This is a genomic window from Catellatospora sp. NPDC049111 (genome assembly GCF_040648615.1).
In the GTDB taxonomy this organism is placed as follows: Bacteria; Actinomycetota; Actinomycetes; order Mycobacteriales; family Micromonosporaceae; genus Catellatospora; species Catellatospora aurea.
Genome location: NZ_JBEZEB010000004.1, coordinates 147278 through 170363, shown reverse-complemented (window position 1 = coordinate 170363; position 23086 = coordinate 147278). Strand labels below are relative to the sequence as shown.

Sequence of the window (23086 nt, the reverse complement as noted above, 5' to 3'; positions counted from 1 at the left end):
ACGATCGGGCGCATGCCGAGCCCTGTCGAGTGCACTCAAGCACGCCCACCTTCTCGAACGCCACAGGAGACGGGATCCTGGACTCAGCGCTTGAGCGAAGGCGGTGAACGACATGGAGCCATCTGGCGGTGACGGTGGCCGGGACCTGCTGCGCACCTGGGTCTCACGCAAGGATCACAAAGCCAGCTGGCAACACCGTCACCCCGACGCGCTTTCACCCATGTATCGCATCCGGTTCGCGTTCTACGGCCGAATGTCCACGGACAGATTCCAGGACTTCGAGTCATCCGCCGGTTGGCAGAGGGCGATGGCCGTGGACCTGATCGCCGGCCATGGGATCATCGTGGTCGAGTTCGTCGACCGGGGTTTCACCCGCTCCCGTGGCTGGAAGAGCCGCCCCGAGGCGGCGAAACTGCTCGCCGCGGTCATGAGTCCGGACCGCAGCTTCGACGCGGTGGTGGTCGGCGAGTTCGAGCGCGCCTTCTACGGCGACCAGCTGCTGGAACTGATGCCGATCTTCCAAGCGCACGGCGTGGCGGTATGGCTGCCCGAACTCGGCGGCCCCGTCAACATTCAAGATCCGGTACATGCGTCGTTACTGAAGCTGCTCGGCGTCCACTCCAAACGCGAGGTGCAACGAGCCCGCTTCCGCGTCAAGGCGGCGATGCAGGCCCAGGTGATCGAGCAAGGTCGCACAGTAGGAGGCCGGCCGCCCTACGGATATCTGATCGTCGACGCCGGACCGCACCCGAACAAGGCGCACGCACGCTGGGGACGTCGGCTGCATCGCTACGCCCCCGATCCGGTCACCGCCCCGACAGTGTCGTGGATGTTCGCCCAGCGGCTCGCCGGATGGAGCATGGCCGCGATCACGGTCAGCCTCAACGAGCAAGGCGCCGCGTGCCCGTCCGCGCACGACCCGCAACGCAACCCGCACCGCACCGGCGCCGGCTGGACCCTGCGGACAGTCGCTTCGATCCTGGCTAACCCTCGCTACACCGGCCGGCAGGTGTGGAACCGGCAGCACACCGATCACGGCAGCCTGGACCGGGCCGACGACCCGCTCGGCCACGCCGAGGTGTCCCGGTGGAGCAAGGTCAACCAATGGACGATCTCCAACGACGTCGTGCACGAGCCGCTGGTCAGCGAGGCTGATTTCATCGCTGCTCAGGACATGCACGCCACCGCCAACGCCGCCGTCCACGAATTCGCGATGACCGGCCTGTTCGGCTGCGAACCCTGCGGCCGGAAACTGGAGCCGCACTGGAGCCGCTGCCGTCCCGCGCACCGCTGCCGGCACGGACGCACTAGTTCACGAACCCGCTGGCAGCGGCCGATCAAGAACGTTTACGCCCGCGAAGACCAGGCCATGGCCTTCCTCGAACAGGCCGGGATCACCCCCGTCGAACTGGTCACCATCCTGGAGGCCCACCAGCTGATCATCTGGTGCGATCACCACACCTGGCGGCTCGAGATCGACGGCAATGTCGTCGTCAAGAACGACCCGCCACGAATGTCACCGATCCCCAAGCAGCGCACACCCCGCCAAACGGCAAAGACGCCACCCGGAGATCGGGTAGCGTCGATTGAGACCGTGGGACAATAACGTGTCCGAGGGGGGACTTGAACCCCCACGCCCTATACGGGCACTAGCACCTCAAGCTAGCGCGTCTGCCATTCCGCCACCCGGACCGGTGGTGTCCGACCTTCCCCGGGCCACCTTCGGAGGCACATCTCCGCTGGTGTCCGGCGTCAGCCGCACGAGCCACAACGATACACGCTCCCCGTTGATCACGCACATCGGGTTACCGGTGTCGGTAGTCTCCGGGCGTGAACGCCGCCGTATGGGTCGTAGCCGGCCCTCCAGGTGCAGGCAAGAGCACCGTGTCCCGACTGCTCCTCGCAGCCCTGGACCCGGTCCCGGCCCTGCTCGACAAGGACGTCCTCTACGGCGGCTTCGTCGCCGCCACCCTGGAGGCCGCGGGCCGTCCGCACGGCGAGCGCGAAGGCCCCTGGTACGACGAGCACATCAAGATCCACGAGTACGGCGGCATGACGGCCGCCGCCCGCCTGATCCGCTCCCACGGCTGCCCTGTGCTGCTGGACGCCCCGTTCACCGGCCAGATCCATGATCCAGACCGCTGGGCGGCGTGGGTGACCGAGCTCGGCGGCGACCCGGTGCACCTGGTCTGGATCCGCACGGATCCCACGACCCTGCACGCCCGCCTGCACGCCCGGGGGCTGCCCCGCGACGCCCAGAAACTGGCCGGCTTCGACGCCTTCACCGAGCAGATCCGAGCCGGGATCGAACCCCCGGTCCCGCACCTGACCGTCGACAACCGCGCCGGCGCCGAACCGTTGGAGACCCAGCTCAAGGTCCTCCTGCACCAGTGATCCAGCACACGCCCCAAGGCCACACCCAACGCATGTCAGCACCCCGATGAGCGCCACCAAGCACCTTTAGGCACACCGCACGCGCGAGCGCAGAGGGGTGTGCCGGTCACCGAAGCGGAGTGAACACCACCGTGACGGCGACCGGGGCGGCGTGCAGTTCGTGCTCGGGCAGTACGGCGGGGCCGCAGGAGTTGCTGCCGATGCCGTGCTGGGCCAGGTCGACGTTCACCCACACGTGTTCACCGGGCGCCAGATCGGTCAGGTGCCGGGCGGCGTCGAGCTGCTCGCTGGTCCACCGCCGGGCCGTGAACTGGAACGGCGACCGGCCCTCGATCCGCAGCCCGGCACCGGTGGCGTCGGTCACGCTCGCCCACCCTACGTCGAGCCGGGACCCGTTTTCCTGCGGGTAGATGTACGGCGTCTGCATGGCGTCGACGGTGCTGGTGAATCGGCCGACTCGGGCGGCAAGCCGGGTGTCGGCGTAGGCCTCGCCTGGTCCCCGTCCGAACCATTCAACCTGGTCGTACGCGGCGGGCAGGCCGAGGCGGAGCCCGAGTCGGGGCAGCGGCACGGTCCAGATGCCGTCGGGGGTGATGTCGAGCTGCAACCGCAGCATGTCGCCGGTTTCGCTCCACCGGTAGGTGACCAGCAGCCCGGTGTCGGTCGCGGCCGCGGCGACACGGGTGCGCACGACCAGGGCGTCGCCGTCGGCGGTGACGCCGACGGTGCGCTCATGTACCCGGTGCAGGCCTGCGTGCCGCCACTGCGCCGCCAGGGCATGGGCGTCGTTGTCCGTCGGCGCCCGCCACAGGTCGACCCGCGGCGCCACCAGCCCGATCCCGCCGATCTCCACCAGCCGCCCGCGCTCGTCGAACCGTGCCGCCCGCGGCACACCGAACCCGGCCCCGGTTTCGTCGATCCCGACCGGCGCTACATCGCTTTTGATCTCGACGGGTGCGATGCCGTCGAGCGCCAGTCCTGTCGCTTTGGCCCCGTTGACCTGGGCGGAGGCATCCACGGCGAGCCACTGGCCCCAGGCGATCTCATGTCCAGCGGTGGCCCAGGCCGCGTCCTCTGTCAGCAGGGCTCGCACCGTCCACCACGCCTCACCCGCGGTCGCCGATGCGGTCCCTGCTCCCCCGCCGACACCCGGCACGCCGGCCGCGGGCAATGCGACGGTGGCGGACCCGCCCGCCGCCAACTGCGGGCACGGCAGCTCACCGGCCGCGTGTTCGATGCCGTCGATCTCGTACGTCCAGCGCAGGGTCAGGCCGGTGAGGTCGGCGAAGTCGTGTCGGTTCTCGATCGTGAACATGCCGGGTCCGGCGTCGGTGATGCGGATCGGTTCGATGACCTTCTTGTATTCGAGTAGCCCCGGTGACGGCGTCCGGTCGGGGAAGACCAGTCCGTCGCAGATGAAGTTGCCGTCGTGGAGTTCTTCGCCGAAGTCGCCGCCGTAGGCGTGGAACTCCCGCCCGTCGGGGGTCCGTGACCGGATACCGTGGTCGATCCACTCCCAGACGAACCCGCCGTGCAGCCGGTCGTGGCGTTCGAACAGCTGCTGGTATTCGTGCAGTCCGCCGGGGCCGTTGCCCATGGCGTGGGCGTACTCGCACTGGATGAACGGCATGGCGCGGCGGCGGGCGTCGAGCTCAGGGTCGTCGAGCGGCGGTTCTTCGCGGCGGCCGATGAGTTCGACCTCGTCGTGGTGGGCGTACATGCGGCTGTACACGTCGGTGTGCCGGCAGTCGCGGTCGCCTTCGTAGTGCAGGGGCCGGGTGTCGTCGAGGGCCCGGATCGCGGCGGCCATGTGGCCGAGGTTGTCGCCGACGCCTGCCTCGTTGCCCAGCGACCACATGATGATCGACGGGTGGTTGCGGTCGCGGGCGACCATGCGCACGGCCCGGTCGACGAGCGCGTCACGCCAGGCCGGGTCGGCGGTGGGGTTGCGCCGCCAGTCGTTCTCCCCGAACCCGTGGGTCTCCAGGTCGCATTCGTCGATCACCCACATGCCGAGCTCGTCGCACAGGTCGAGAAAGCGCGGGTGCGGCGGGTAGTGGCTGGCGCGTACCGCGTTGATGTTGTGCTGTTTCATCAGCCGCAGGTCGGCGCGCATCAGGTCTTCGCTGACGACGCGGCCGTGGTCGGGGTCGAACTCGTGCCGGTTGACGCCCCGGAACAGCACCGCCCGCCCGTTGACTTTGAACAGCCCGTCCTCGATCACGACGGTGCGGAACCCGACGGCCACCACGGCCCGCTCAACACCGTTGGCGACCTCGACCCGGTACAGGTGCGGCGTCTCGGCGGTCCACGGCGTCACCGGCACCTCGATCGCGAATCCGGCGGGCGCCGCCGACAGGCCGAGCTCAGGGCAGGTCAGCACGGCGCCGTCGGCGGTGTCGACGCGCAGGGTGCCCAGGCCGGTGCGGTGGTCGTATCCGGCGTGCACGCGCACGTCGGTCAGCCCGCCGTCGGGGCGGGCGAGCAGGGTGACGTCGCGGAAGATGCCGGGCAGCCACCACATGTCCTGGTCTTCGACGTACGTGCCGGCCGACCACTGGTGCACGCGCACGGCCAGGACGTTGCCGGTCGGGCGCAGCAGGTGCCCGACGGCGAACTCACTGGGCAGCCGGCTGCCGAAGGCGACACCGAGTTCGGTGCCGTTGAGCCAGATCCGCCCGCACGAGTCGATGCCGTCGAAGCGCAGCAGCGCGTCGCCGCCGGGCCAGCCGCCGGGCAGGTCGAAGGTGAGCCGGTGGTCGCCGGTCGGGTTGTCGGTGGGCACGTACGGCGGGTCGACGGGGATCGGGTAGCGCACGTTGGTGTAGATCGGGTTGCCCCAGCTGCCGTCGCGGCGCTGCAGGGACCAGTGCGACGGCACGGCGATCACGTCCCAGCCGCTGTCGGAGAAGGCCGGGTCGGCGAAGTCGGCGGGGGTGTCGGCGGTGGGCGTCAACCGGAACCGCCAGGTGCCGTTGAGGCTCAGGCGAGCGGCGTCGGTGGCCGGGTTGGCGCGGGGCGGCAGCGCCCCGTATCCCGTCGAGATCGTCTCCAGGTATCGCACGCCGGACAGATTCCAACAACATCCATCAGATGTCAACAAGAACCGCGCGCGAGACCGGTCCTGGCAAGGTCCGGTCGGCCGGCCGTCACTGCGTCTCGATCTCTCGGAGATACTCGGCCAGTCCGGGCGCGGCATCGACGATGTGGGGCTCGACGCTCGCACGGATCAGGCCGGCTTCGGCGTCTCCGCGCCGGCTTTCGAGGATGGCGACGAAGAAGCCGGCCGGGGGCACCGTGGATCCGGCCGCGGCGAGCGGTTGCGGTCATCGCCATGCAGACCCTGGCCATGGCGGCGTCGTGTGCTGCCTCGAGTGCACCCAACGCCTCGGCCACCTCATCGGCACCGTGCGCGGGCGTCAGGAACTCGTCGGCGAGGTGCCGATACCACGGGCGCATCCGGTCGCTCGCGGCGTCCACGACACTCCACCGCCACTCCGGTGCGGCGAACCGTGTCGAGTACCCGTCGTGATGCCGGACCGCCGACTCGGCGTTGGCGGCCAGGGCCGGGCGGCAGGATCTGCGTGCCGTCGCCGTAGAAGAGATGGAACGCCGCGGCGTACAGCCGCTCACCCGGATGCGCGGCGGCCAGCTCGGCCAGGGCGCGGCATCCGCCGTTGTGCCACGCCGCCTCGAACGCGTCCCCGTCCACGGCCGCACGGTACCGCCGGCAGCGGACACTCACGCGACCGGCACGCTCGCACCGCCTCGCCAGAACCCGAGCCCGCCGCACGACCGCGGCGGCTCATCAACGCGATAGGTTCCCTCCCTCCACAGCCCCGGTGGCGGGCGTCTGAGTAAGCAGGAGGTGTTGATGGACACGCGGCAGACACAGGCTTCCTTCGAGGAGTTCGTGGCGGGGCGCTCGGCGGCACTGGCCAAGATCGCATACCTGCTCACCGGGCACCGCGAGGACGCCGAGGACCTGCTGCAGGCTGCACTGTGCCGAGCCGCCGTCCGCTGGGCGAGGATCGACGACCCCGAGGCGTACGTACGCCGCATCCTGTTCACCCAGTCCGTGTCCTGGTGGCGCACCCTCAGACGCCGCCCACCCGAGACCCTCACCGACGAGCCGCCCACCCTTGCCGCCGCACCCACCGACCAGGACCTGCGCCTGGTCCTCGACGACGCCCTGCGCCGCCTCACCCCGAAACAGCGCGCCGTGCTGGTCCTGCGCTTCTACGAGGACCTCAGCGAATCACAGACCGCCGAGCAGCTCTCCTGCGCCGTCGGCACCGTCAAGAGCCAGACCCGCCACGCCCTGGCACGGCTGCGAGAACTCAACCCGCACCTGGCCACCCTGGTCGGGGACCAGCCCAGATCGGCGGTGACCCGGTGACGACCGAACTGGGCCGCATCATGCACGACGTCGCCGACAACGCCGCCATGCGCATACCGTCCGGGCTGTACGCCCGCGCCCGCCGCGCCCGGCGACGCCGCCTGGCCGCCCTCGCCGCCGTCACGACCCTGCTCATCGCCGGCGGCATCGCCCTTCCCGGATGGCGGCCGAACCCACCGGAGCCGGCCGAACCGGGAATCGACCAGCTCCCCACCGTCCTGGTATCACCACCGGCGGGCACGGCCGCACTCGACGACGCGCCACTGCCCCGCGCGCTGGCCGTGTACGCGACCGCCGACCAGTTCCTGCCCGGTGAGAACTCCCCGCTGACCGTCGTCGGCGGCGACGACCGCTACCGCGGGTACGACCGGCCCGAATGGACCTTCGCGTCCGAGTCGACCAACACGATCCTGCTCTCCCCGGACGGCCGGTATGTGCTCATGGCCCGGTGGGGATCCACCGGCAGCCACCGCAGCCGGCTGCTGGACGTGGCCACCGGCGACGTGGCCACCCTCGACGCCGGCGCACCGCTGACCTGGTCACCCGACGGCACTCTGGCGGCACTGGCCCGCTACGACGGCGACGCGTCCGGCGACGACCCCATCGGCGGCCACATCACCGTCGTGTCCATGCCCGACGGGCGAAAGCTGTGGCAGGTCCCGCTCACCCCGCTGCCGGGCCTGTACCGCGAACTGCGCGCCGCCCTGTCACCCGACGGGTCGATGCTCGCCGTCCAGCAGCGCGACCAGGTCACCGCGTACCGCCGCGACGGGACCGTCGCCTGGCGCGCGCAGGTCGCCGGGCAGCTCGCGGGCCGGGCCGCGTGGACCCCGGACGGGCGGCGACTGCTGCTGTCGGACGCGCGGGGTCGGCTGCTGCCGCTGGACGCGTCCTCGGGCGCGGCCATGCCCGCGCTGCCCGGCGTGGACGGGGCGGTGCGGGTGGGCCGCGAGAAGACACCCTTGATCGAGGTCGTCGGCTGGCGCGACGACACGGCCCTGGCCATCGTCGGCAATCAGCGGCTGTACGAACTGGGCGACCAGCCCCGCGTACTGCTGACCGCGCCCGACACCGTCTACGAGCTCGACGTCGCCACCGTGCGCATCAGCGCCGAGCCGCGCGTGCCGGGGGCGGCCGATCCCGGCCCACGGCCGCCTCTGCGGCTGCCGGGGTGGGCGTTGACGCTGGTGGCGGTGGCGGTGGTCGTCCTGCTGTCACGGCGCGGGCCCCGGCATGCCGTCCGCGACTGGCTGCGCGGGACCTGATCTGCCCGGCCGAGCCGGGAGCGCCGATTCAGGGCTGCGGTGACGGGCCACCCCGGCAGGTGATGTAAAGAATATTTGACTCGCCGCGACGCTCTGGCGTACCGTCGATATGTCAAAGATTTTAGACACACGGGCTCGACGGTCCGCTCCTCACCGTGCCCGAGCAGCCACGACGCGCACCCACCCGACGTCACCACCCATCCCTGGAGGTGCCCTATGACAGACGTGAAACGCACCGCCCGCATCACCGGCCTGGCCTACCTCGGTCTCGCCGTCTCCGGCTTCATCGGCTTCCTGCTCATCCGCGAGCGGCTCTACGTGCCCGACGACGCCGCCCGCACCGCGGCGAACCTCATCGCCCACGAAGGCCTCGCCCGCCTCGGCATCGTCGCCGACATCGCCATGGTCGGCACCCAGGCCGCCACCGCCGTCTGGTTCTGGCGACTCTTCCGCCCCACCTCACCCGTCGCCGCCGGATCGGTCGCCGCGTTCGGCCTCGTCAACTCCGTGATCGCCCTCGTCTCCGCGATGTGCACGACCACCGCACTCGACACCGCCCTGCGCGCGGACCCGGCATCGGCCGCCCAGGCCCTGCTGCTCTACGACCTCAGCGGCGCCGCGTTCACCCTCGGCGGCCTGTTCTTCGGCCTGTGGCTCATGCCGATGGGATGGCTGGCCATCCACTCCGGCCACATGCCCCGCCCGCTCGGCTGGATCCTCATCACCGGCGGCGTCGGCTACATCCTCAGCGTCCTGGCCGCCGTGCTCGTCCCCGACATGCCCGTCGCGGTCACCATTCTCGTCGTGCCCGCGACCGTCGGTGAGCTCTGGATGGTCGGCTACCTGCTGGTCAAAGGCGTGTCGAACCGGGCCGCCGCGGTGACCCCGCAGGTCGCGACCGCCTGACGCGCCGGCGGGAGAAACGCAGCGGCGCCGCGCTGGGTCGCGGCGCCGCTGCCTCGGTGAAGCTCAGTGCCGCAGCCGGTCGGCCATCAGGCGGCGCACCGCGACGGCGTCGCCGTCGCCCGCGTTGAAGCGCATCGGCGTCGTCTCGGCGTAGACCTCGCTCGTCTCGTACGCCCGGTCCTCCAGCTGCACCGCCTCCCAGTCGGCGGCGAGCCGCTCGGCGACGGTGAGGCTGCGCCTGCCGGACAGGAACAGCGTCTCGCCGTCGGAGTTGGCCTGCGCGGCGGCGACCAGGCCGATGCCGGGCACGTACGAGCGGCGTACGGGCGGGGCGAGCAGCGGGCTGAACTCCTCGACGACCAGGACGTCGTCGTAGCAGATGGCGGGGGCGCAGACCTCGTCGGCGGAGGTCTGGATGACCAGGCCGCACTGCAGCAGCCCGATCGCGGGCGCTCCGGCGCGCAGGTACGGCGGCTCGTCGCGGTCCGGGTCGCCGGGCACGACGATCCCCGCGCGGGCGCCTGCGACACCCGCGATCCAGGTCTCGGGCGCACCGGCGGGCAGCTCGTTGTCGACCAGCTCCGGGTACTCCCCCAGCTGCCAGATGTTGCCGTGGTCGTCCTGGGCCTGGAAGACGAGCGCGGATTCGACGGCGGCCCCGTCGCGCCATTCGTGCTGCCAGAGGACTCGGGCCCAGACGCCGTCGATGTTCTTGACGAGGTCGGTGGCGGTGAGGATGACCACGTGCGGGAGCAGCGCGCCGCCGTCGTTGGCGACGGCCTGCAGGGTCATCTCGGTGCCGGCCGACAGCGGCTGGTGGGGGCTGTCGAGGTCGGCGGGGTCGCCGAAGTCGCGCGGCCGGAAGCGGGTCAGCGGCGGGCAGGGGCCCGGGTCGGCGGTCGCGGCCGGTGGCAGGACCGTGGCGGCCGGGCCGGTCGACGGGTCGGGGGTGGCCTGCGCGGCGGCGGGGGTGGCGAGCAGTGTGGCGGCGAGGACCACGGTCGGCAGCGCCCCGCGCCGCGTCCGCCGTGGACGAAGGTCGTCGGCGTGCATGGTGCCGCCCTCCACAAAGGCTATTAGGTGCTTTTGCCCCATGTTCGGAGAGTAGGAGCATTCAGGTGGTATCGCCTACCGAGGTCACCCGTCAGCGAAACAGTTTGACCCTGACGTGGCGGGAGGCGGCACCGTCGAGGCATCTCGGTTCACCAGCGACAGGAGAATGCCATGACCACGCAGCCCGCCACCCGGCCCGCACCGGACATCGACCGCGACATCTACCCGATGCCCGCGTTCGTGAAGTTCGAAGCCGCCGACCTGCCCGCCACGACCAGGTGGTACGAAGCCGCCGGGTTCGTGGTCCTCGCGGCCATGCCCGGCCCCGGCGGGTCGACGGCCCTGGTCCACCTGCGACGACAGCGATACCAGGACATCCTGCTCGTGCCCGCCCGGGGCGTCCCGGCCGCCACCGGACGGGTCACGATGGCGGCCGGCGGCGACGACCTGCGGCAGCGCGCCGCGGAGCTGGCCGCGGCAGGCGGCGGCACCGCCGAAGGACCGGCCCCCACGCCGTGGCGCAGCGACGACCTGACCCTGACCGACCCCGACGGCAACGTCGTCGTGCTCACCGAACCCCGGCGCGCTGACATCGACGCCGACGCCGAGTGGTCGGCGATGGTCCGCGGCAGCATCGGCCGCGAGGTCGTCTGACGAAACCGCGACCCGCGGTGCCCGCCGCCAGGCGAGTACCGCGGCACCCCCGGCAACGGGCCCATGGGTCGGCCGGCGAAGCCGGCTTCGTGCAGTCCACCACCGACGGCCTGACCTGGATTCGTCTCCCGCTGCCGGGCTGAGGACCGGCGGCGTACAGCCCCTGCAACCACCGGAACGTCGAACACCACTCTTCCGGCACGCCCGCGGACCAACCGTGGTCGCAGAAAAGTACGCTCCGGTTCCCCCCGGACCCGGCACCGCGGGCGTCCACCTGACCATGGAGTGGCGAGATGCGCGATGACTGGACGCTGCCCGAACCGGGCACACCAGACGACCGGGCCGTCCGGTTCGAAGAGTTCGTCCGGGCCCGGACGGCGTCGCTGTGGCACGCGGCGTACCTGCTGACCGGCGACCGGCACCACGCCGAGGACCTGCTGCAGACGGCACTGGAACGCACCGCGGTGCGCTGGGACCAGCTGGACCGGCCCGAGGCCTACGTGCGCAAGGTCCTCTACACCCAGGCGGTGTCCTGGTGGCGCAGAAGGCAGCGGCGGATCCCGGAGGTGCTCGTCGACGCGACCCCCGAGCCGTCCGCGACCTCCGGCGAACCGGAGGTCCGGATCGTGCTGGCGCAGGCCCTGCGCCGACTCACCGCCAAACAGCGCGCGGTCCTGGTACTGCGCTATTACGAGGACTGCACCGAGGAGGAGACCGCGCGCCTGCTCGGCGTCACGCCCGGCACGGTCAAGAGCCAGACCCGGCACGCCCTGGGACGGCTGCGCCAGCTCGCACCCGAGCTCGCCAGCCTGCTCAGCGACCCGGACGGCGTGAGCACGACCGGCCACGACGAGAAGGTGGTGACCCGATGAGTCTGCGTGAACAGCTGCGCGCCGTCGCCGAGACGGAGCCGCCGCCGGCACTGCCGGAGGGCTTCTTCGTCCGCTCACGCCGCAGTGCACGCCGCCGCCGCTTGGCTGGGACGGGGCTGCTCGCGGTCACGGTCGCCGTCATCGGCCTGGAGATCGTGCATGGCAGCGGTCTAGCCTCGGTCGAGGCCGCTGCCCCGACTGTGCTGCCGGGGCTGGTCGGCGCGGGCGTGGGCGGCCCGCTGGGCTGGGCGCTGCTGGCGGTGCTGCTGGTGCTGCTGGCCGTGCTGTGGCGGGACCTGCCGCGCCGGTCGCTGGTGCGCCGCCTGGTCACGGCCGCGGTGGTCGGCGTGCTGCTGATACTGGCCGCGCCGCCCGGCACCGCGCTGTGGGGCGAGCCGCGGGGCAGGGTCGGCCTGCCCGACCGGCTGGCCGCGCCGGACCAGTGGTGGTCGGCGGCGGAACTGCAGCAGTCGCCGCCGGGTCCGGTCGCGCTGGTGTACAGCGGCCGGGCCACGCACGGCAACCTGGAGGAGGGCCGGGTGGTCATGCTGGCCGCCGACGGCGACCGCTACCGCGTGCTGGACGTGTTCAGCGACCCGCTGGAACAGCTGGTGCACGAGGAGTTGGCCAGCACGTGGCCGGTGCTGTCGCCGGACGGCCGCCTGCTGTCCGCGGGCGGTTACGGCGTCTTCGACCTCGTCACCGGGAAGCAGGTGCGCGGTCAGGGGTGGGAGTCCGTTCCACGTGCGTGGTCCGCCGACGGACGGCGCGTGGCCCGGGCGGCATACGACCCGGCCGACGGCGCGCAGACCCGCTGGCAGGTGCAGGATCTGGCGTCGGGACAAACCCTGCGCACCATCGCGTACGCCGAGCCGGGCGGCGGCGCCACGGCGGCCCTGTCACCCGACGGGTCGCGGTTCGCCGTCGAGCAGGACGACCGCGTCGCGGTGTATCCGGTGGCGGGAGGCGAGCCGGTGACCTGGCCGCGTGACGGCTGGCGGCTGGGCGACAGCACGGCGTGGAGCCCCGACGGCCGGCTGCTGGCGATGGTGCGCCGCACCGCCTGTGTCGGCTGCGGCCAGCCGACGAGCCCGACCGAGATCCGGGTCGTCGACGTGGAGACCGGGGCCACGGTCACCGGCGGGGCGTTCGCGCCGCTGCCCGCCGACGTCGCCGTCCGCGTGCAGGGCTGGCGTGCGCCGGATCAGCTCGTGGTGCAGGTCGACAGGGGCGTCGAGGTGTTCACGCTGGGCCGGGCGACGCCGTCGCGGCTGCTCACCCTGCCCGCCGGTGTGTCGGCGATCGAGATCGCCACGAGTCGGCTGGCGGACCCGCTGCGCCCGGCGGAACCGGCGACCTACGGGCCGCCGAACCTGTTCCTGTGGCTGACGGTCGGTGCCTGCGGGGGGCCGTTGCTGCTGGCAGCCGCCGGGGCCTGGTCGATGCGGCGCCGGGTCCGCCGGAGGGAGCAAGCCGCCCAGTAGACAGCGCCCACGACGGCGTCGGCGGCAGATCCGCCGCCGACGCCGTCGTCGCGCCCCGACCCGCCCTGCGTCGACTGCCGTGCACACCGGACTCACCCGGCAGCGGCCGCCGACGCGGGCAGGCCTAGGCGACGACCACGGCCAGGATCAGGAAGAGGAACGGCAGGACGCCGAGCGCCCAGCACACGGCCGCGGTGCCGAGCACCGTGCGGTAGAACCGGCGCGGCCGGGCCGGCTGAAGGACCCGGCCTTCCGCCTCGAGCGCAGCTGCGGCGGCGCTGTCCTCGGGCAGCGGCGGGAACAGCCAGCCGGCCCAGCCGACGACGGCGAGCGCGGGCAGTACCGCGATCAGCCACGCCAGGTAGCTGCCCTTGAGGCCGCCGCCGCGACCGCTGCTGACGTGCGCGGGGACGTCCGGGCCGACATACCAGGCCAGCAGCCCGACCAGCACGGTGTACGCCAGCACCAGGGCGGCGTTGACCCAGCCCAGCCGCACCGATCGTCCCGCCTTGCGAGCCCAGAACGGGTGCAGCGCTGCGCTGGCGAGCGTGGCGACCGCGAGCACGGCCAGCAGCACGTATCCGGTGCTCTGCAGACGCTGGTAGGCGTCGCGCAGCAGCGGGACCTCGTCGGCCAATGTGCTGAGCCAGATCGTCGCGCCGATGGTGATCACGATGACGGCGAGGCTCAGCACCGCGCGCTGATCACCGGTCCGAGGGGATGGGGTGGCAGTCACGGCCGGGATCGTACACATCAAGGTCACGTGGCCGCCGGGGCAGACAGCCTTGACGACCTGACCCATAATCTCGCGCATGGCTACACCTGACCTGCCCGTTTCCGACGCCGTACCCGTCAGCGCCACCCACCGGCGGGTCGCATGGACGTTGTTCATCACCGCGGCGACCCTCGCGGTCGGGGGCATCGTCGGCTCCTGGAATCCGTGGCGGCTGGTCCTGCTCGACCGCTGGCTCGACCACGCGCCCATGTTCTGGGTCGCGCTGCCCTTCGGCGTCTACCTCCTGCACCTGCGCTGGCGAGGACACGGCCCGCGGTGGTCGGACCACCCCCGTGACCGCAGCTGGATGGCCTGGACGTGTTTCACCGCGGTACTGGGGGCAGTCGCCCTGGTGTTCACCGTCGCGTCCTTCTGGTCGGCGCCGAAGGAGCGGGTCCTGGCCGGCTCCGCCGACGGCCGCCACCAGATCGTGCTCGACGAGGACGACGACCGCCTGCTGCTGCGCAGCGTCGATGGCGTACACAGCAGGCAGTCCCCTGTGCTCTGCGTGCTCATTCCGGTCGGGGCCGCGTTCGTCTCCGCTGACACGTTCGAGGTTCAGGACGACTTCCTCCCGAACACGCCCCGCCGCTACACCTTCGACCCGGACACGACGCAGATCCTGAGCACCTGCACCACGGCGTCCGCCCGGTAGCTGCGTGATCTACCCTGCGCCGGTGAGCATCAACGGCAACTGGCTGCGGGTGACGCCCGCTGAACTGGCGCGCGCCAAGGACGACCTCGACTGGGCCTATGCCCACGCCCGGGACCTGTCCGAGGACGCCGACCGGGCGCACAGCACCGGCAAAGCGTGGCACTCCCTGGCCTACCTGCTGTTCCGGTGCGGCTTCGGCATTCCGATCGTGTCCGGGGCCGAGCAGTTCATCGACGAGTCGGTCGGTGAGGTCGTCAACGAGCACGGCTTCCTCGCGTGGGAGGTCGACTGGGGCTACGGGCCGCCGCGTTACCTCACGCCCGGGCAGGTCGCCGCCGCGGCCGCCGAACTCGCCGACATCACCGAGGACGACCTGATCCGCGACGTCGACCAGGCAGAACTGGTGGAGGCCGAGATCTACCCCGACATCTCGGACCGGCTCGGCGAGCTGACCTGGACGGCCCACTGCCTGCCCGGGGTCAAGCAGTTCTTCGCCCTGGCGGCCAAGGATGGCGACGCGATCATCTGCTGGCTCGATTAGCCCTGTCGTAGCCGTCGGACAGCGTCCGCGGAACGGCCCTGCGGCGGTGATCCGGTTCCCGACGAGCGGTCACGCTGCGTCGGGGGCCGAGCGGCCGAGCACCCCCGAGGGATCGCGGTAGGCCCGCGCCAGCAACGTGACCCAGTCGTAGATCGCGGTCTCGTTCGGCGCGAGCGGCCCCGGCTGGTAGTGCGGCGAGGCCAGCCCGCGCTGCACCGACTCGCACGCCGCCCAGTCCTGCCGGTTCGTCACGTCCCAGAAGTCGACCGCGTACGACGGGTCGGTGACGGTGTCGTCGAACAGCCACAGGCATTCGACCTCGGTGCGGTCCGGGGCGAGCGGGGTCATCCGGTGCGCCATGACGTAGTCGGGGTGCAGCGACAGCAGCACGTTCGGGAACAGGCCCAGGTAGCGCACGGTGCGCCGGTCGACGCCGTCGAGCATCACCCCCTGCGAGCGCCCGTCGAGGGACATCGTCTCGGCGTGTTCGCGCAGTTCCATGGAACCGCCGAGCCAGTGGCCGGGTTCGTGCCAGTTGTCGCCGGAGTTGGGCGGGGTGACCGCGCACAGTTCCGGGTGGATCAGCGGGCAGTGGTAGCACTCGTGGTAGTTCTCGGCGATGACCTTCCAGTTCGCGGCGACCTCGTAGCGGTGCACGGCCTTGACCGTCAGCATCTGCGGCGCGTACGGCGCGACCAGCGCGTCGAGGGTGCCCAGGTGCTGCTCGAACGGCATCGCGGTGCCGGTGGCGTTGACGAACACCCAGCCGTGCCAGTCGACGGCGGGCAGCTCGACCAGGCCGAACTGTTTGGCGGGGAAGTCGTCGCCCATGCGCGGCGCGGTCTTCAGCGTGCCGTCGAGGTCGTAGGACCAGCCGTGGTACGGGCACACGATCGCCCGGCGTTCGCAGGCGCCGCCGTCGGGCAGCAGTTCGTGGCCGCGGTGCCGGCACACGTTCGCGAACGCCCGTACCCCCTGGTCGGAGACGGTGACCACGACGGCGACGTCGCCGACGGTCACGGCGTGCTGGTTGCCGCCCTCGGCCAGCTGGGCCCGCCGCCCCAGGCACGTCCACGATCCGGCGAACAGGTGCCGCCGCTCCCACGCCAGGACCGCCGGGTCGGTGTAGGCCCGCACGGGCAGCATCCGGGAGGTCCCGAACGGCCGCAGCGCCGCGTCGAGGCCGTCGGCGGGCAGCGGCGCGGCGGTCATCGCCGGCCCCGGCGGCCGGTGTCGCGCATGACCTGCCGGACCACGTTGCGGCCTGGGATACCGGTGACTCCGCCACCCCCGTGAGTGGCGGAACCGGCCTGGTAGAGACCCTTGATGGGGGTACGCAGGTCCGCGTAGCCGGCCGCGGGGCGGCAGTGGAACATCTGCCCGGGGGTCAGCTCGCCGTGGAAGATGTTGCCGCCGACCAGGCCGTATTCGTGCTCCATCTCGTGCGGGCCGATGATCTGACGGCCGATGACCGAGTCGGTGAACCCGGGCGCGACGGCCTCCATCCGCGCGACGAGGCGGTCGGCGTAGGCGTCCAGTTCGGCGGTGTGCGGCTGCGCGGCCCAGGTGTGCGGCACCCACTGGGTGAACATGCTGACCACGTGCTTGCGCCGGGTGACATCGCTCGTGTCCGAGCCTGGGGCCAGGGTCGGGTCGAACACCGACGGGATGCACACGTCGGCGAACGGCAGCGTCGCCGCCCGGCCGGCGGCGGCTTCCTGGAACGCGGTCTCGACGTCGTCGAGGGACTCCGACAGCACGATCGTGCCGCCGTACACCGCCGGGTCGAACTCGGGGTGGCTGGCGAACGTCGGCAGCCGGTCCACCGCGAAGTTGACCTTCACGGTGCCGGAGCGGGTCTGCCACGACTCGATGTCGGCGACGAAGTCACCGGGCAGGTCGGCGCGGTCCATCAGCCGCAGGAACGAGATCTTCGGATGCGCGGTCGTGATCACCGTGGGGGCGGTGAGCTGCTCGCCGGACTCCAGGGTCACGCCGGTGACCCGCCCGCCGCTGGTGTCGATGCTGGCCACGGCGGTCTCGGTGCGGATCTCCGCGCCGAATGAGCGGGCCGAGGCGGCCATCGCGGCAGTGACCCCGCCCATGCCGCCGCGCGGGAAGCCCCACGCCGCGGACTGGCCGCCGGTCTGGTCCAGGTGGTGGTGCAGGGTCACGAACGCTGTACCGGCGCTGCGCGGGCCGCCCCAGGTGCCGATGACACCGGACACCGACAGCAGGCCCCGCATGGCGTCGGACTCGAACCGGTCCTCGACCAGGTCGGCGACGCTGGCGGTGAACAGCCGGGTCAGGTCGAACGCGGCCCGGACGTCGATGTTGCGCAGCGTCTTGAGCAGCGCCGCCTGGCCGAGCAGGTCGCCGGGGCGTTTGCTGCCGAGCTTCGGCGGGATCGCGTCCAGCAGCGGGCCGACCTTCGCGCCGAGCCCGCCGAGCCAGGACTCCCAGCGCTCATAGGCGTCGGCGTCGGCCTTGGAGAACTTGGAGATCTCCTCGTGGCGGCGCTGCGGGTCGCTCGCCAGGTGCAGGTGGCGGCCGTCGCGGCGGGGGGCGAAGTAGGGGCCCTGCTCGTACACGTGGTAGCCGTGCTCGGCCAGGCGCAGGTCGGCCACCATGTCCGGCGGGAGCAGGCTGACCACGTACGACAGGGAGGTGACCAGGAAGTCGGGGCCGAACGGGCGCTCGGACACGGCCGCGCCGCCCACGGTGTGGCGGCGTTCCAGCACGACCACCCGCCGCCCGGCCCGCGCGAGGTACGCCGCGGCGACGAGTCCGTTGTGCCCACCACCGATGATGATCACGTCATGCGTCACGCTGAGAGTTTGACTGACTGACCACTCAGTTGGGAAGACCCAATTTCACCACGCGGTATTCATTACCGTCGGTGTTGTCGCGGCCGGGACCAGCCGCGGCCGGCCGTGGACCCAGCCCGAACCTGCGGGCCGGGACCGCCGGTCAACGGGGATCGAAGCTGCGAGGTCCCCGCTGCACGGCGACGTCGACGAACGCGCTTGCCCGCGGAGACAGGTCACCGGAGCGCCAGATCAGCGCCCACTCGGTGAACGGCGCGTCCTCGACCGGCAGGAGCACGATGCCCGGGTGAGAGTAGTAGCGGGCGTAGTGCGAACCCAGCGGCGCCAGCGCCTGCCGGGTCGCCACGGCGTGCAGCACCTCGTGGAAGGATCGCGTCATAACCCACCCGCAGGTCGTCGCGCAGTTGCGCGCCGAGCGGGGTGAGCGTCACCGCGCGGCTGGTCCGTTCGAACAGCGCGCCGCCGATGCGCCGCTCCTGCGCCTTGATCGACTGGCTCACCCGGGCCTGCGAGACGTGCAGCCGTTCAGCGGTCCGGCCGAAGTGCAGCTCCTCGGCCAGCGTCGAGAAGATCTCGATGTCCCGTAACTCCACCCGCACCCCGCCCCTTGCGCAGCGCCGCCTTCGTTGCCGCAGGCGGCCAGGCTACCCAAAGGCTCATGGCTGCGGCACCGGCCCCGGCGACGACAACCGCCGATGCGCGCCACGGCGTTCACCACCCAGCAGGCACGCCGGAGCGGGTGCTCCGGCCGACCAGGAAGCGGTGACCGTGTACCAGCAGCCGGCCTCGACCACGACCGCGGCGATCGACCTCGGCGCGGGCTGGCGGCAGCAGCCGTCCGAACGCGACCATCCCGCCACGCGCCCCATGCTGCGGCCGGTCGCCGCCGCCGTCGCAACCGTCCTGCTGTTGGCGCTCGGCGGTGCGGTGCCCGCACGCCTGCTGCGCGAGCTGGCCGCCATCGCGTTCACCGCGCAGGGCGACTTCCGGATCGTCGACGATCTGCTGCTGGTACGCGACGCGGACCGGCTCGCCGGATACCGGCTCGACGACGGCGCACCGGCCTGGAGCCTGCCGCTGCCCGGGGCGGCGGGCAGCGGCATGACGCCCGCCACGGCGGTGCCCGGCATGATCCTGACGGAGATGCAGGACCGGGCCACGGGCAGCCGGACCACCTACGCGATCGACGTCGTCGCAGGGGTGATCCGATGGCAGGACGGGCTGCCCGTTACGCCGCTCGGTGAGGTGGCCGTCGCGATCTGGTCGACCGGCCAGGACCGGACCTCGATGCAGGTCACCGTCCGGGACCTGCGCACCGGGCAGCCGCGCTGGGACATGCGGGAGGTGCTGCCGGCGATCGACTTCTCGGCCACCGTCGGCGGCCGGGGTCCGATACCGATCTGGACGCTGGCGCGCGACGGCGAGCTGACCGAGCGTGACCTGCACGACGGGACGGTGCTGCGCCGGCATCGGCTGGACCTGCGCGGGGCCGTGCCCACCGACCTGAACGTCCTCGGCGACGAGCTGACCATCGAGACGGCGCTCGGCGGCGTGAAGTCGACAGCCCGGTACACCACCGCCGACCTCGCACCTGTCGCGCTCACCGCACCGTACCTGTTCCGCGCGGACTGCGGCGCGCACTGGTGCACGTCGACGCTGCCGACGACCGACGAGGCCGACACGAACTCGGTCGCGATCGTCGACAAGGCCACCGGCAAGGTGCGCCGAAGCTTCCCCAACGGCAGCAGCGTCGTGCCGACACCGCTCGGGCTGCTGGTCGCCGGGCCGCAGCCGCGCGGGAACGGGCTGCCGGTCCTCGCGCTGCTCGACGCGGCGACCGCCCGGCCGCTGGCCGACCTCACGGACTGGGACCTGCACATGGGCTCGGCCACGTCGGTGACGGTGCTGATCCGGGGCAAGGACCCCCGGCAGGTCGGGTGGCTGACCCCGGGCGGCGTCGAGCTGACCCAGCTGCCCGCGGCCGTGCCCCTGAGCCGGTGCGCGTTCGCGCCGCGGATCGTCGTGTGCCCGGGCGATGCCGGCGGCCTGACCCTGTGGCGGGTGACCGGCTGACCCACCGGCGGAGCGGCGGGCCGGCCGGCACCGTGTAGGGCGGTGCCGGCCGGTCCGGTCCGGGCTCAGCCGATGTCGGCCTGCGGTCCGGCGTACGTGCGCAGCAGGTTCGGCACGTCTGCTGCCGCGTCGAGGGTGTAGGAGTAGAAGCTGCTCGGCGTGAACGCCGACCCGAGGGTCTGCTGCTTGCCGGTGCAGTTGACGCAGATGCTGCCGCTCTGGCGCAGCTGCGCCGTCGAATCGGGGTAGTACGGGTCCTTGACGTTGTCGAAGTAGCTGTTCTCCAGGACCATCTTCGTCGCGCCGCGGGCGTAGTTGCCGTACGAGGCGACGTTCTGGAGGTAGTTGTTGTACAGGTGGGCGTAGGCCACGTTGTCGGTGCTGGGGTTGCGCTGGTTGGTGTCCTTGATCCAGTTGTGGTGGATGGTCATGCGGGCGGTGACGTTCTCGGTCCAGCCGATGCCGAACGCCTTGTTGTTGCTGGACAGCACGTTCCAGGAGATCGTCAGGTAGCTGGTGTCCTTGCGGCTGTCGATCAGGCCGTCGTTCATCCGCGTGATCGTGTTGTGGTCGATCCAGACGTGGTCGGCGGTATCCATCTGGATCCCGTCTGCCTAACGCCGTCGCCGTGGAGGATCTGCACTTCGACGACGTCCGCATGTTCCTCCCGTTGCGCCTGCCCGAGGGCGTCCGCATCCACGGATCGGCGGCCGGCGGCCCGGGTGGCTCCCTCCGGCATCGGCCGTCGGATCACCACCCGGGTCCCGTCGGCTCTGCTCAGGGAACGGGCTGAGGCGGCACCTGTCCCACATACCGCGAGTCGGGACGGATGATCTTCGAGTCTTCGGCCTGCTCCAGTACGTTGGCGCACCAGCCGATGACGCGGCTGACGGCGAACGTCGGGGTGAACATCTCCCGTGGCAGCCCGCAGAGCTCCATCACCACGCCCGCGTAGTACTCGACGTTGGTGTGTAGCTCACGGCCGGGCTTGAGCTCGGCCAGCAGCGCCAGCACGCGGGCTTCGACCGAGACCGCGAAGTCGACGAGGTCGCCGCCGAGCTGGCGGGCGATGCCCCGCAGCAGGCGCGACCGGGGGTCCTCGGTGCGGTAGATCGGATGCCCGAACCCCATGATCCGCTCCCCGGACAGGATGCGGACGCGCAGCCAGTCGTCGGCGCGGTCCACCGAGCCGATCGCGTCCAGGGTGTCCAGCGCCCGGCTGGGCGCCCCGCCGTGCAGCGGGCCGGACAGCGCGCCGAGCGCCCCACCGATGCATGCGTACAGGTCGGCACCGGTGGAGGCGATGACCCGGGCGGTGAAGGTGGAGGCGTTGAAGCCGTGGTCGACGGTCGCGATGAGGTACTGCTCGATCGCGCGGGCGTGCACGTCGGAGGGTTCCCGACCGGTGATCATGTAGAGGTAGTTCGCGGCGTGCGGCAGGTCGTCGCGCGGGGCGACCGGCTCCAGACCGAGGCGCAGCCGGTACAACGCGGCCAGCAGTGTGGGGGTCATCGCGCACAGGCGCATCGCCTGGGCGCGGCGCTCGGCGGCCGACGTGTCGTAGAGCGGGCGTGCGCCCGCGGCCAGGCCGGCCACGGCCAGGGCGGCGCGCAGGCCGCCCATCGGGTCCACTGCCGACGAGGCGGCGGCGATCGCGGGCAGAGCGGCCGCGACCGCGTCGGGCAGGTGCCGCAGCGGCGCGACCTCCGCCGGCAGCGCGGCCGGGTCGGGCGGCAGCGCGCCGTCGATCAGCAGCGCCCAGACGTCTTCGAGCGTCCGGCGGCCGGCGAGGTCGATCGCCGAGTACTGCCGGTAGTGGTAGAAGCCTTCGAGGCCGCGGACGTGGCCGATCGTGGTGTCGGTGACCACCACTCCGGCAAGCCCGCGCGGGACGGTGACGGTGTCAGTCATGCCAGCAGATTCGTCCTGCGGTCGACCGCTGGTCAACGTTGATTCAGTCAATGTGAGACCATGCCCACATGGCCGAGGAACAGCTGCTCACCACCGCCGAGGTCGCGCAGCGCCTGCGCATCAAGCCCGAGACGATCTACGCGTACGTGAGCCGCGGACTGTTGACCAGGGTCAAGGTGCCCGGCGAGCGGATCAGCAGGTACCGCCTGTCCGACGTCGAACGGCTCGCCTCGCGCAACCAGGCCACCCGGCCCGACCGCGACGCCGCCCCGGCGATGCGCACGGCGATCACCCTGATCGCGTACGGGCGGCTGTTCTATCGGGGCCGTGCCGCCGCCGACCTGACCGACACCCCGTTCGAGCAGGTCGCCGACTGGCTCTGGACCGGCCGGATGGGTGCGCCGAGGTTCGAGGCGCCCCCGGAGACGCTGCGGCGGGCACGCGAGGCGAGCGGGCATCTCCCGCCGCACGCCCGCCTGTTCGACCGGCTACCCGTCGTGGTCGCCGTCGCGGCCGCGATGGATCCGCTGCGGTTCGACCTCGCCCCGGCCACGGTCGCGGCACAGGCGCCGCGCCTGCTGTCCACGATGGTCGACGCGCTGCCCGCGCAGGGCACACCCGCCGACGGCACGCTCGCCGCCCGGCTCTGGTCACGGCTGACCGCCGCACCCGCCGACGCGGCCGGCCTGCGGGCCTTGAACGCGGCCCTCGTCCTGCTCGCCGACCACGACCTGGCCGCCTCGACCATCGCCGTACGCGTCGCCGCCTCGACGCGGGCCAACCCCTACGCGGCGGTGTCGGCGGGCCTCGGCGCGCTGGACGGCCCGATGCACGGCGCGCTCGGCGCGAGGGTGTACCGGATGATCGAGGCGGCCCGGCGTGACGGCGCCGCCGCGGCGGTGGCCGAGCAGTTGCGGGTCGGCCGCCTGCCCGGATTCGGGCAGGCGCTGTACGCCGAGGGCGACCCCCGGGCCGCCGCCCTGCTCGACCTGACACCCACGCCCGACGACCTGCGGGCGACCCTCGACGACCTCGCGGCGACCGCACCCACGCGACCGAACATCGACTTCGCGGTGGCCGCGCTGGCCCACGCCACCGGCATGGGTCCGGACGCGACCGAGGTCGTCTTCGCCATCGCCCGGACCGCGGGGTGGATCGCGCACGCGATCGAGGAGTACGCCCAGCCGCCGCACCGCTTCCGGTGGAGCAGCGGGTACACCGGCCCCACACCGTTGCGCACCGACGGCTGAGCGCGGCAGCCGCAGGTCCTCACCGA

Annotated in this window: 21 protein-coding genes, 1 tRNA gene and 1 pseudogene; 12 read left to right on the top strand and 11 right to left on the bottom strand. The window is 71.9% G+C overall.

Annotated features, from left to right (window positions below):
* The first annotated feature begins 112 nt into the window (after positions 1-112).
* The gene (locus AB0B66_RS07880; RefSeq protein ID WP_360525246.1) at positions 113-1606 is read left to right on the top strand and encodes a recombinase family protein; all 1494 of its coding nucleotides are present in this window, start codon (positions 113-115) and stop codon (positions 1604-1606) included.
* A gap of 2 nt (positions 1607-1608) precedes the next feature.
* On the opposite strand, the gene AB0B66_RS07875 is transcribed toward AB0B66_RS07880, so the two are convergent.
* Positions 1609-1692: transfer RNA gene (locus tag AB0B66_RS07875), tRNA-Leu, on the bottom strand.
* Positions 1693-1830: 138 nt separating this feature from the next.
* Here AB0B66_RS07875 and AB0B66_RS07870 point away from each other — a divergent pair.
* Positions 1831-2394 (top strand): ATP-binding protein, encoded by a 564-nt coding sequence (locus AB0B66_RS07870; RefSeq protein WP_360524619.1) that lies wholly within the window; start codon positions 1831-1833, stop codon positions 2392-2394.
* A gap of 106 nt (positions 2395-2500) precedes the next feature.
* Here the strand turns inward: AB0B66_RS07870 and AB0B66_RS07865 are convergent, their stop codons facing one another.
* Positions 2501-5458 carry a glycoside hydrolase family 2 TIM barrel-domain containing protein gene (locus AB0B66_RS07865; RefSeq protein ID WP_360524616.1) on the bottom strand — a complete coding sequence of 986 codons (2958 nt, stop codon included), beginning with the start codon at positions 5456-5458 and terminating at the stop codon, positions 2501-2503.
* Positions 5459-5543: 85 nt separating this feature from the next.
* Positions 5544-5690, bottom strand: a complete 147-nt coding sequence (locus tag AB0B66_RS07860; protein WP_360524613.1) for a hypothetical protein — start codon at positions 5688-5690, stop codon at positions 5544-5546.
* Between the two features lie 578 nt (positions 5691-6268).
* On the opposite strand from AB0B66_RS07860, the gene AB0B66_RS07855 reads away from it, so the two are divergent.
* From AB0B66_RS07855 to AB0B66_RS07845, 3 genes are all read left to right on the top strand, one after another.
* The gene (locus tag AB0B66_RS07855) at positions 6269-6793 is read left to right on the top strand and encodes a SigE family RNA polymerase sigma factor (protein WP_360524610.1); all 525 of its coding nucleotides are present in this window, start codon (positions 6269-6271) and stop codon (positions 6791-6793) included.
* A complete protein-coding gene (locus AB0B66_RS07850; protein ID WP_360524607.1) occupies positions 6790-8058 on the top strand; it encodes a PQQ-binding-like beta-propeller repeat protein in 1269 nt (422 codons plus the stop codon). The genes AB0B66_RS07855 and AB0B66_RS07850 overlap by 4 nt, the downstream gene beginning before the upstream one ends.
* Positions 8059-8274: 216 nt before the next feature.
* Positions 8275-8964, top strand: a complete 690-nt coding sequence (locus AB0B66_RS07845; protein WP_360524605.1) for a DUF4386 domain-containing protein — start codon at positions 8275-8277, stop codon at positions 8962-8964.
* A 63-nt stretch (positions 8965-9027) separates the two neighbouring features.
* On the opposite strand, the gene AB0B66_RS07840 is transcribed toward AB0B66_RS07845, so the two are convergent.
* Positions 9028-10059 carry a hypothetical protein gene (locus tag AB0B66_RS07840; protein WP_360524602.1) on the bottom strand — a complete coding sequence of 344 codons (1032 nt, stop codon included), beginning with the start codon at positions 10057-10059 and terminating at the stop codon, positions 9028-9030.
* A 129-nt stretch (positions 10060-10188) separates the two neighbouring features.
* On the opposite strand from AB0B66_RS07840, the gene AB0B66_RS07835 reads away from it, so the two are divergent.
* From AB0B66_RS07835 to AB0B66_RS07825, 3 genes are all read left to right on the top strand, one after another.
* On the top strand, positions 10189-10671 hold the full coding sequence (locus AB0B66_RS07835) for a VOC family protein (RefSeq protein ID WP_360524599.1): 483 nt from the start codon (positions 10189-10191) through the stop codon (positions 10669-10671).
* Positions 10672-10964: 293 nt separating this feature from the next.
* Positions 10965-11543 (top strand): SigE family RNA polymerase sigma factor, encoded by a 579-nt coding sequence (locus AB0B66_RS07830; protein ID WP_360524596.1) that lies wholly within the window; start codon positions 10965-10967, stop codon positions 11541-11543.
* Entirely contained in the window at positions 11540-13027 is a 1488-nt protein-coding gene (locus AB0B66_RS07825) for a hypothetical protein (protein WP_360524593.1), read from the top strand. Before AB0B66_RS07830 ends, AB0B66_RS07825 begins: the two co-directional genes overlap by 4 nt.
* A gap of 124 nt (positions 13028-13151) precedes the next feature.
* On the opposite strand, the gene AB0B66_RS07820 is transcribed toward AB0B66_RS07825, so the two are convergent.
* On the bottom strand, positions 13152-13763 hold the full coding sequence (locus tag AB0B66_RS07820; RefSeq protein ID WP_360524590.1) for a hypothetical protein: 612 nt from the start codon (positions 13761-13763) through the stop codon (positions 13152-13154).
* Between the two features lie 76 nt (positions 13764-13839).
* Here AB0B66_RS07820 and AB0B66_RS07815 point away from each other — a divergent pair, with 76 nt between their 5' ends.
* Together AB0B66_RS07815 and AB0B66_RS07810 are read left to right on the top strand one after the other, a co-directional pair.
* Complete coding sequence (locus tag AB0B66_RS07815; RefSeq protein WP_360524587.1) at positions 13840-14457, top strand: hypothetical protein; 618 nt, start codon at positions 13840-13842, stop codon at positions 14455-14457.
* 22 nt (positions 14458-14479) lie between these two features.
* On the top strand, positions 14480-14998 hold the full coding sequence (locus tag AB0B66_RS07810) for a YfbM family protein (protein ID WP_360524584.1): 519 nt from the start codon (positions 14480-14482) through the stop codon (positions 14996-14998).
* Positions 14999-15067: 69 nt separating this feature from the next.
* Here AB0B66_RS07810 and AB0B66_RS07805 read toward each other — a convergent pair whose 3' ends face one another.
* From AB0B66_RS07805 to AB0B66_RS07790, 4 genes and pseudogenes are all read right to left on the bottom strand, one after another.
* On the bottom strand, positions 15068-16210 hold the full coding sequence (locus tag AB0B66_RS07805) for an aromatic ring-hydroxylating dioxygenase subunit alpha (RefSeq protein ID WP_360524581.1): 1143 nt from the start codon (positions 16208-16210) through the stop codon (positions 15068-15070).
* Positions 16207-17826, bottom strand: a complete 1620-nt coding sequence (locus AB0B66_RS07800) for an NAD(P)/FAD-dependent oxidoreductase (protein WP_360524578.1) — start codon at positions 17824-17826, stop codon at positions 16207-16209. Before AB0B66_RS07800 ends, AB0B66_RS07805 begins: the two co-directional genes overlap by 4 nt.
* A gap of 142 nt (positions 17827-17968) precedes the next feature.
* Positions 17969-18205, bottom strand: coding sequence for a LysR substrate-binding domain-containing protein (locus AB0B66_RS07795; protein ID WP_360524575.1), 237 nt, complete (start codon positions 18203-18205; stop codon positions 17969-17971).
* A gap of 7 nt (positions 18206-18212) precedes the next feature.
* Positions 18213-18419 (bottom strand): annotated as a pseudogene (locus AB0B66_RS07790) (LysR family transcriptional regulator); the annotation flags it as partial.
* Between the two features lie 169 nt (positions 18420-18588).
* Between AB0B66_RS07790 and AB0B66_RS07785 the strand changes: the two are divergent.
* Positions 18589-19899, top strand: coding sequence for a hypothetical protein (locus tag AB0B66_RS07785; RefSeq protein WP_360524572.1), 1311 nt, complete (start codon positions 18589-18591; stop codon positions 19897-19899).
* Between the two features lie 65 nt (positions 19900-19964).
* Here AB0B66_RS07785 and AB0B66_RS07780 read toward each other — a convergent pair whose 3' ends face one another.
* Both AB0B66_RS07780 and AB0B66_RS07775 read right to left on the bottom strand, forming a co-directional pair.
* Positions 19965-20498: a hypothetical protein gene (locus tag AB0B66_RS07780; RefSeq protein ID WP_360524569.1), complete on the bottom strand. Its 534-nt coding sequence runs from the start codon at positions 20496-20498 to the stop codon at positions 19965-19967.
* A gap of 178 nt (positions 20499-20676) precedes the next feature.
* Positions 20677-21810, bottom strand: a complete 1134-nt coding sequence (locus tag AB0B66_RS07775; RefSeq protein ID WP_360524566.1) for a citrate synthase — start codon at positions 21808-21810, stop codon at positions 20677-20679.
* Between the two features lie 68 nt (positions 21811-21878).
* On the opposite strand from AB0B66_RS07775, the gene AB0B66_RS07770 reads away from it, so the two are divergent.
* Positions 21879-23060 carry a citrate synthase gene (locus AB0B66_RS07770; protein ID WP_360524563.1) on the top strand — a complete coding sequence of 394 codons (1182 nt, stop codon included), beginning with the start codon at positions 21879-21881 and terminating at the stop codon, positions 23058-23060.
* The last annotated feature ends 26 nt before the right edge of the window (positions 23061-23086 follow it).

Excerpts from the sequence above, each read along its gene's own strand:
- AB0B66_RS07880 (WP_360525246.1), top strand. The coding sequence starts at position 113 with ATGGAGCCATCTGGCGGTGACGGTGGCCGGGACCTGCTGCGCACCTGG.
- AB0B66_RS07855 (WP_360524610.1), top strand. The coding sequence starts at position 6,269 with ATGGACACGCGGCAGACACAGGCTTCCTTCGAGGAGTTCGTGGCGGGG.
- AB0B66_RS07845 (WP_360524605.1), top strand. The coding sequence starts at position 8,275 with ATGACAGACGTGAAACGCACCGCCCGCATCACCGGCCTGGCCTACCTC.
- AB0B66_RS07840 (WP_360524602.1), bottom strand. The coding sequence starts at position 10,059 with ATGGGGCAAAAGCACCTAATAGCCTTTGTGGAGGGCGGCACCATGCAC.
- AB0B66_RS07835 (WP_360524599.1), top strand. The coding sequence starts at position 10,189 with ATGACCACGCAGCCCGCCACCCGGCCCGCACCGGACATCGACCGCGAC.
- AB0B66_RS07830 (WP_360524596.1), top strand. The coding sequence starts at position 10,965 with ATGCGCGATGACTGGACGCTGCCCGAACCGGGCACACCAGACGACCGG.
- AB0B66_RS07825 (WP_360524593.1), top strand. The coding sequence starts at position 11,540 with ATGAGTCTGCGTGAACAGCTGCGCGCCGTCGCCGAGACGGAGCCGCCG.
- AB0B66_RS07815 (WP_360524587.1), top strand. The coding sequence starts at position 13,840 with ATGGCTACACCTGACCTGCCCGTTTCCGACGCCGTACCCGTCAGCGCC.
- AB0B66_RS07805 (WP_360524581.1), bottom strand. The coding sequence starts at position 16,210 with ATGACCGCCGCGCCGCTGCCCGCCGACGGCCTCGACGCGGCGCTGCGG.
- AB0B66_RS07795 (WP_360524575.1), bottom strand. The coding sequence starts at position 18,205 with ATGACGCGATCCTTCCACGAGGTGCTGCACGCCGTGGCGACCCGGCAG.
- AB0B66_RS07780 (WP_360524569.1), bottom strand. The coding sequence starts at position 20,498 with ATGGATACCGCCGACCACGTCTGGATCGACCACAACACGATCACGCGG.
- AB0B66_RS07775 (WP_360524566.1), bottom strand. The coding sequence starts at position 21,810 with ATGACTGACACCGTCACCGTCCCGCGCGGGCTTGCCGGAGTGGTGGTC.
- AB0B66_RS07770 (WP_360524563.1), top strand. The coding sequence starts at position 21,879 with ATGGCCGAGGAACAGCTGCTCACCACCGCCGAGGTCGCGCAGCGCCTG.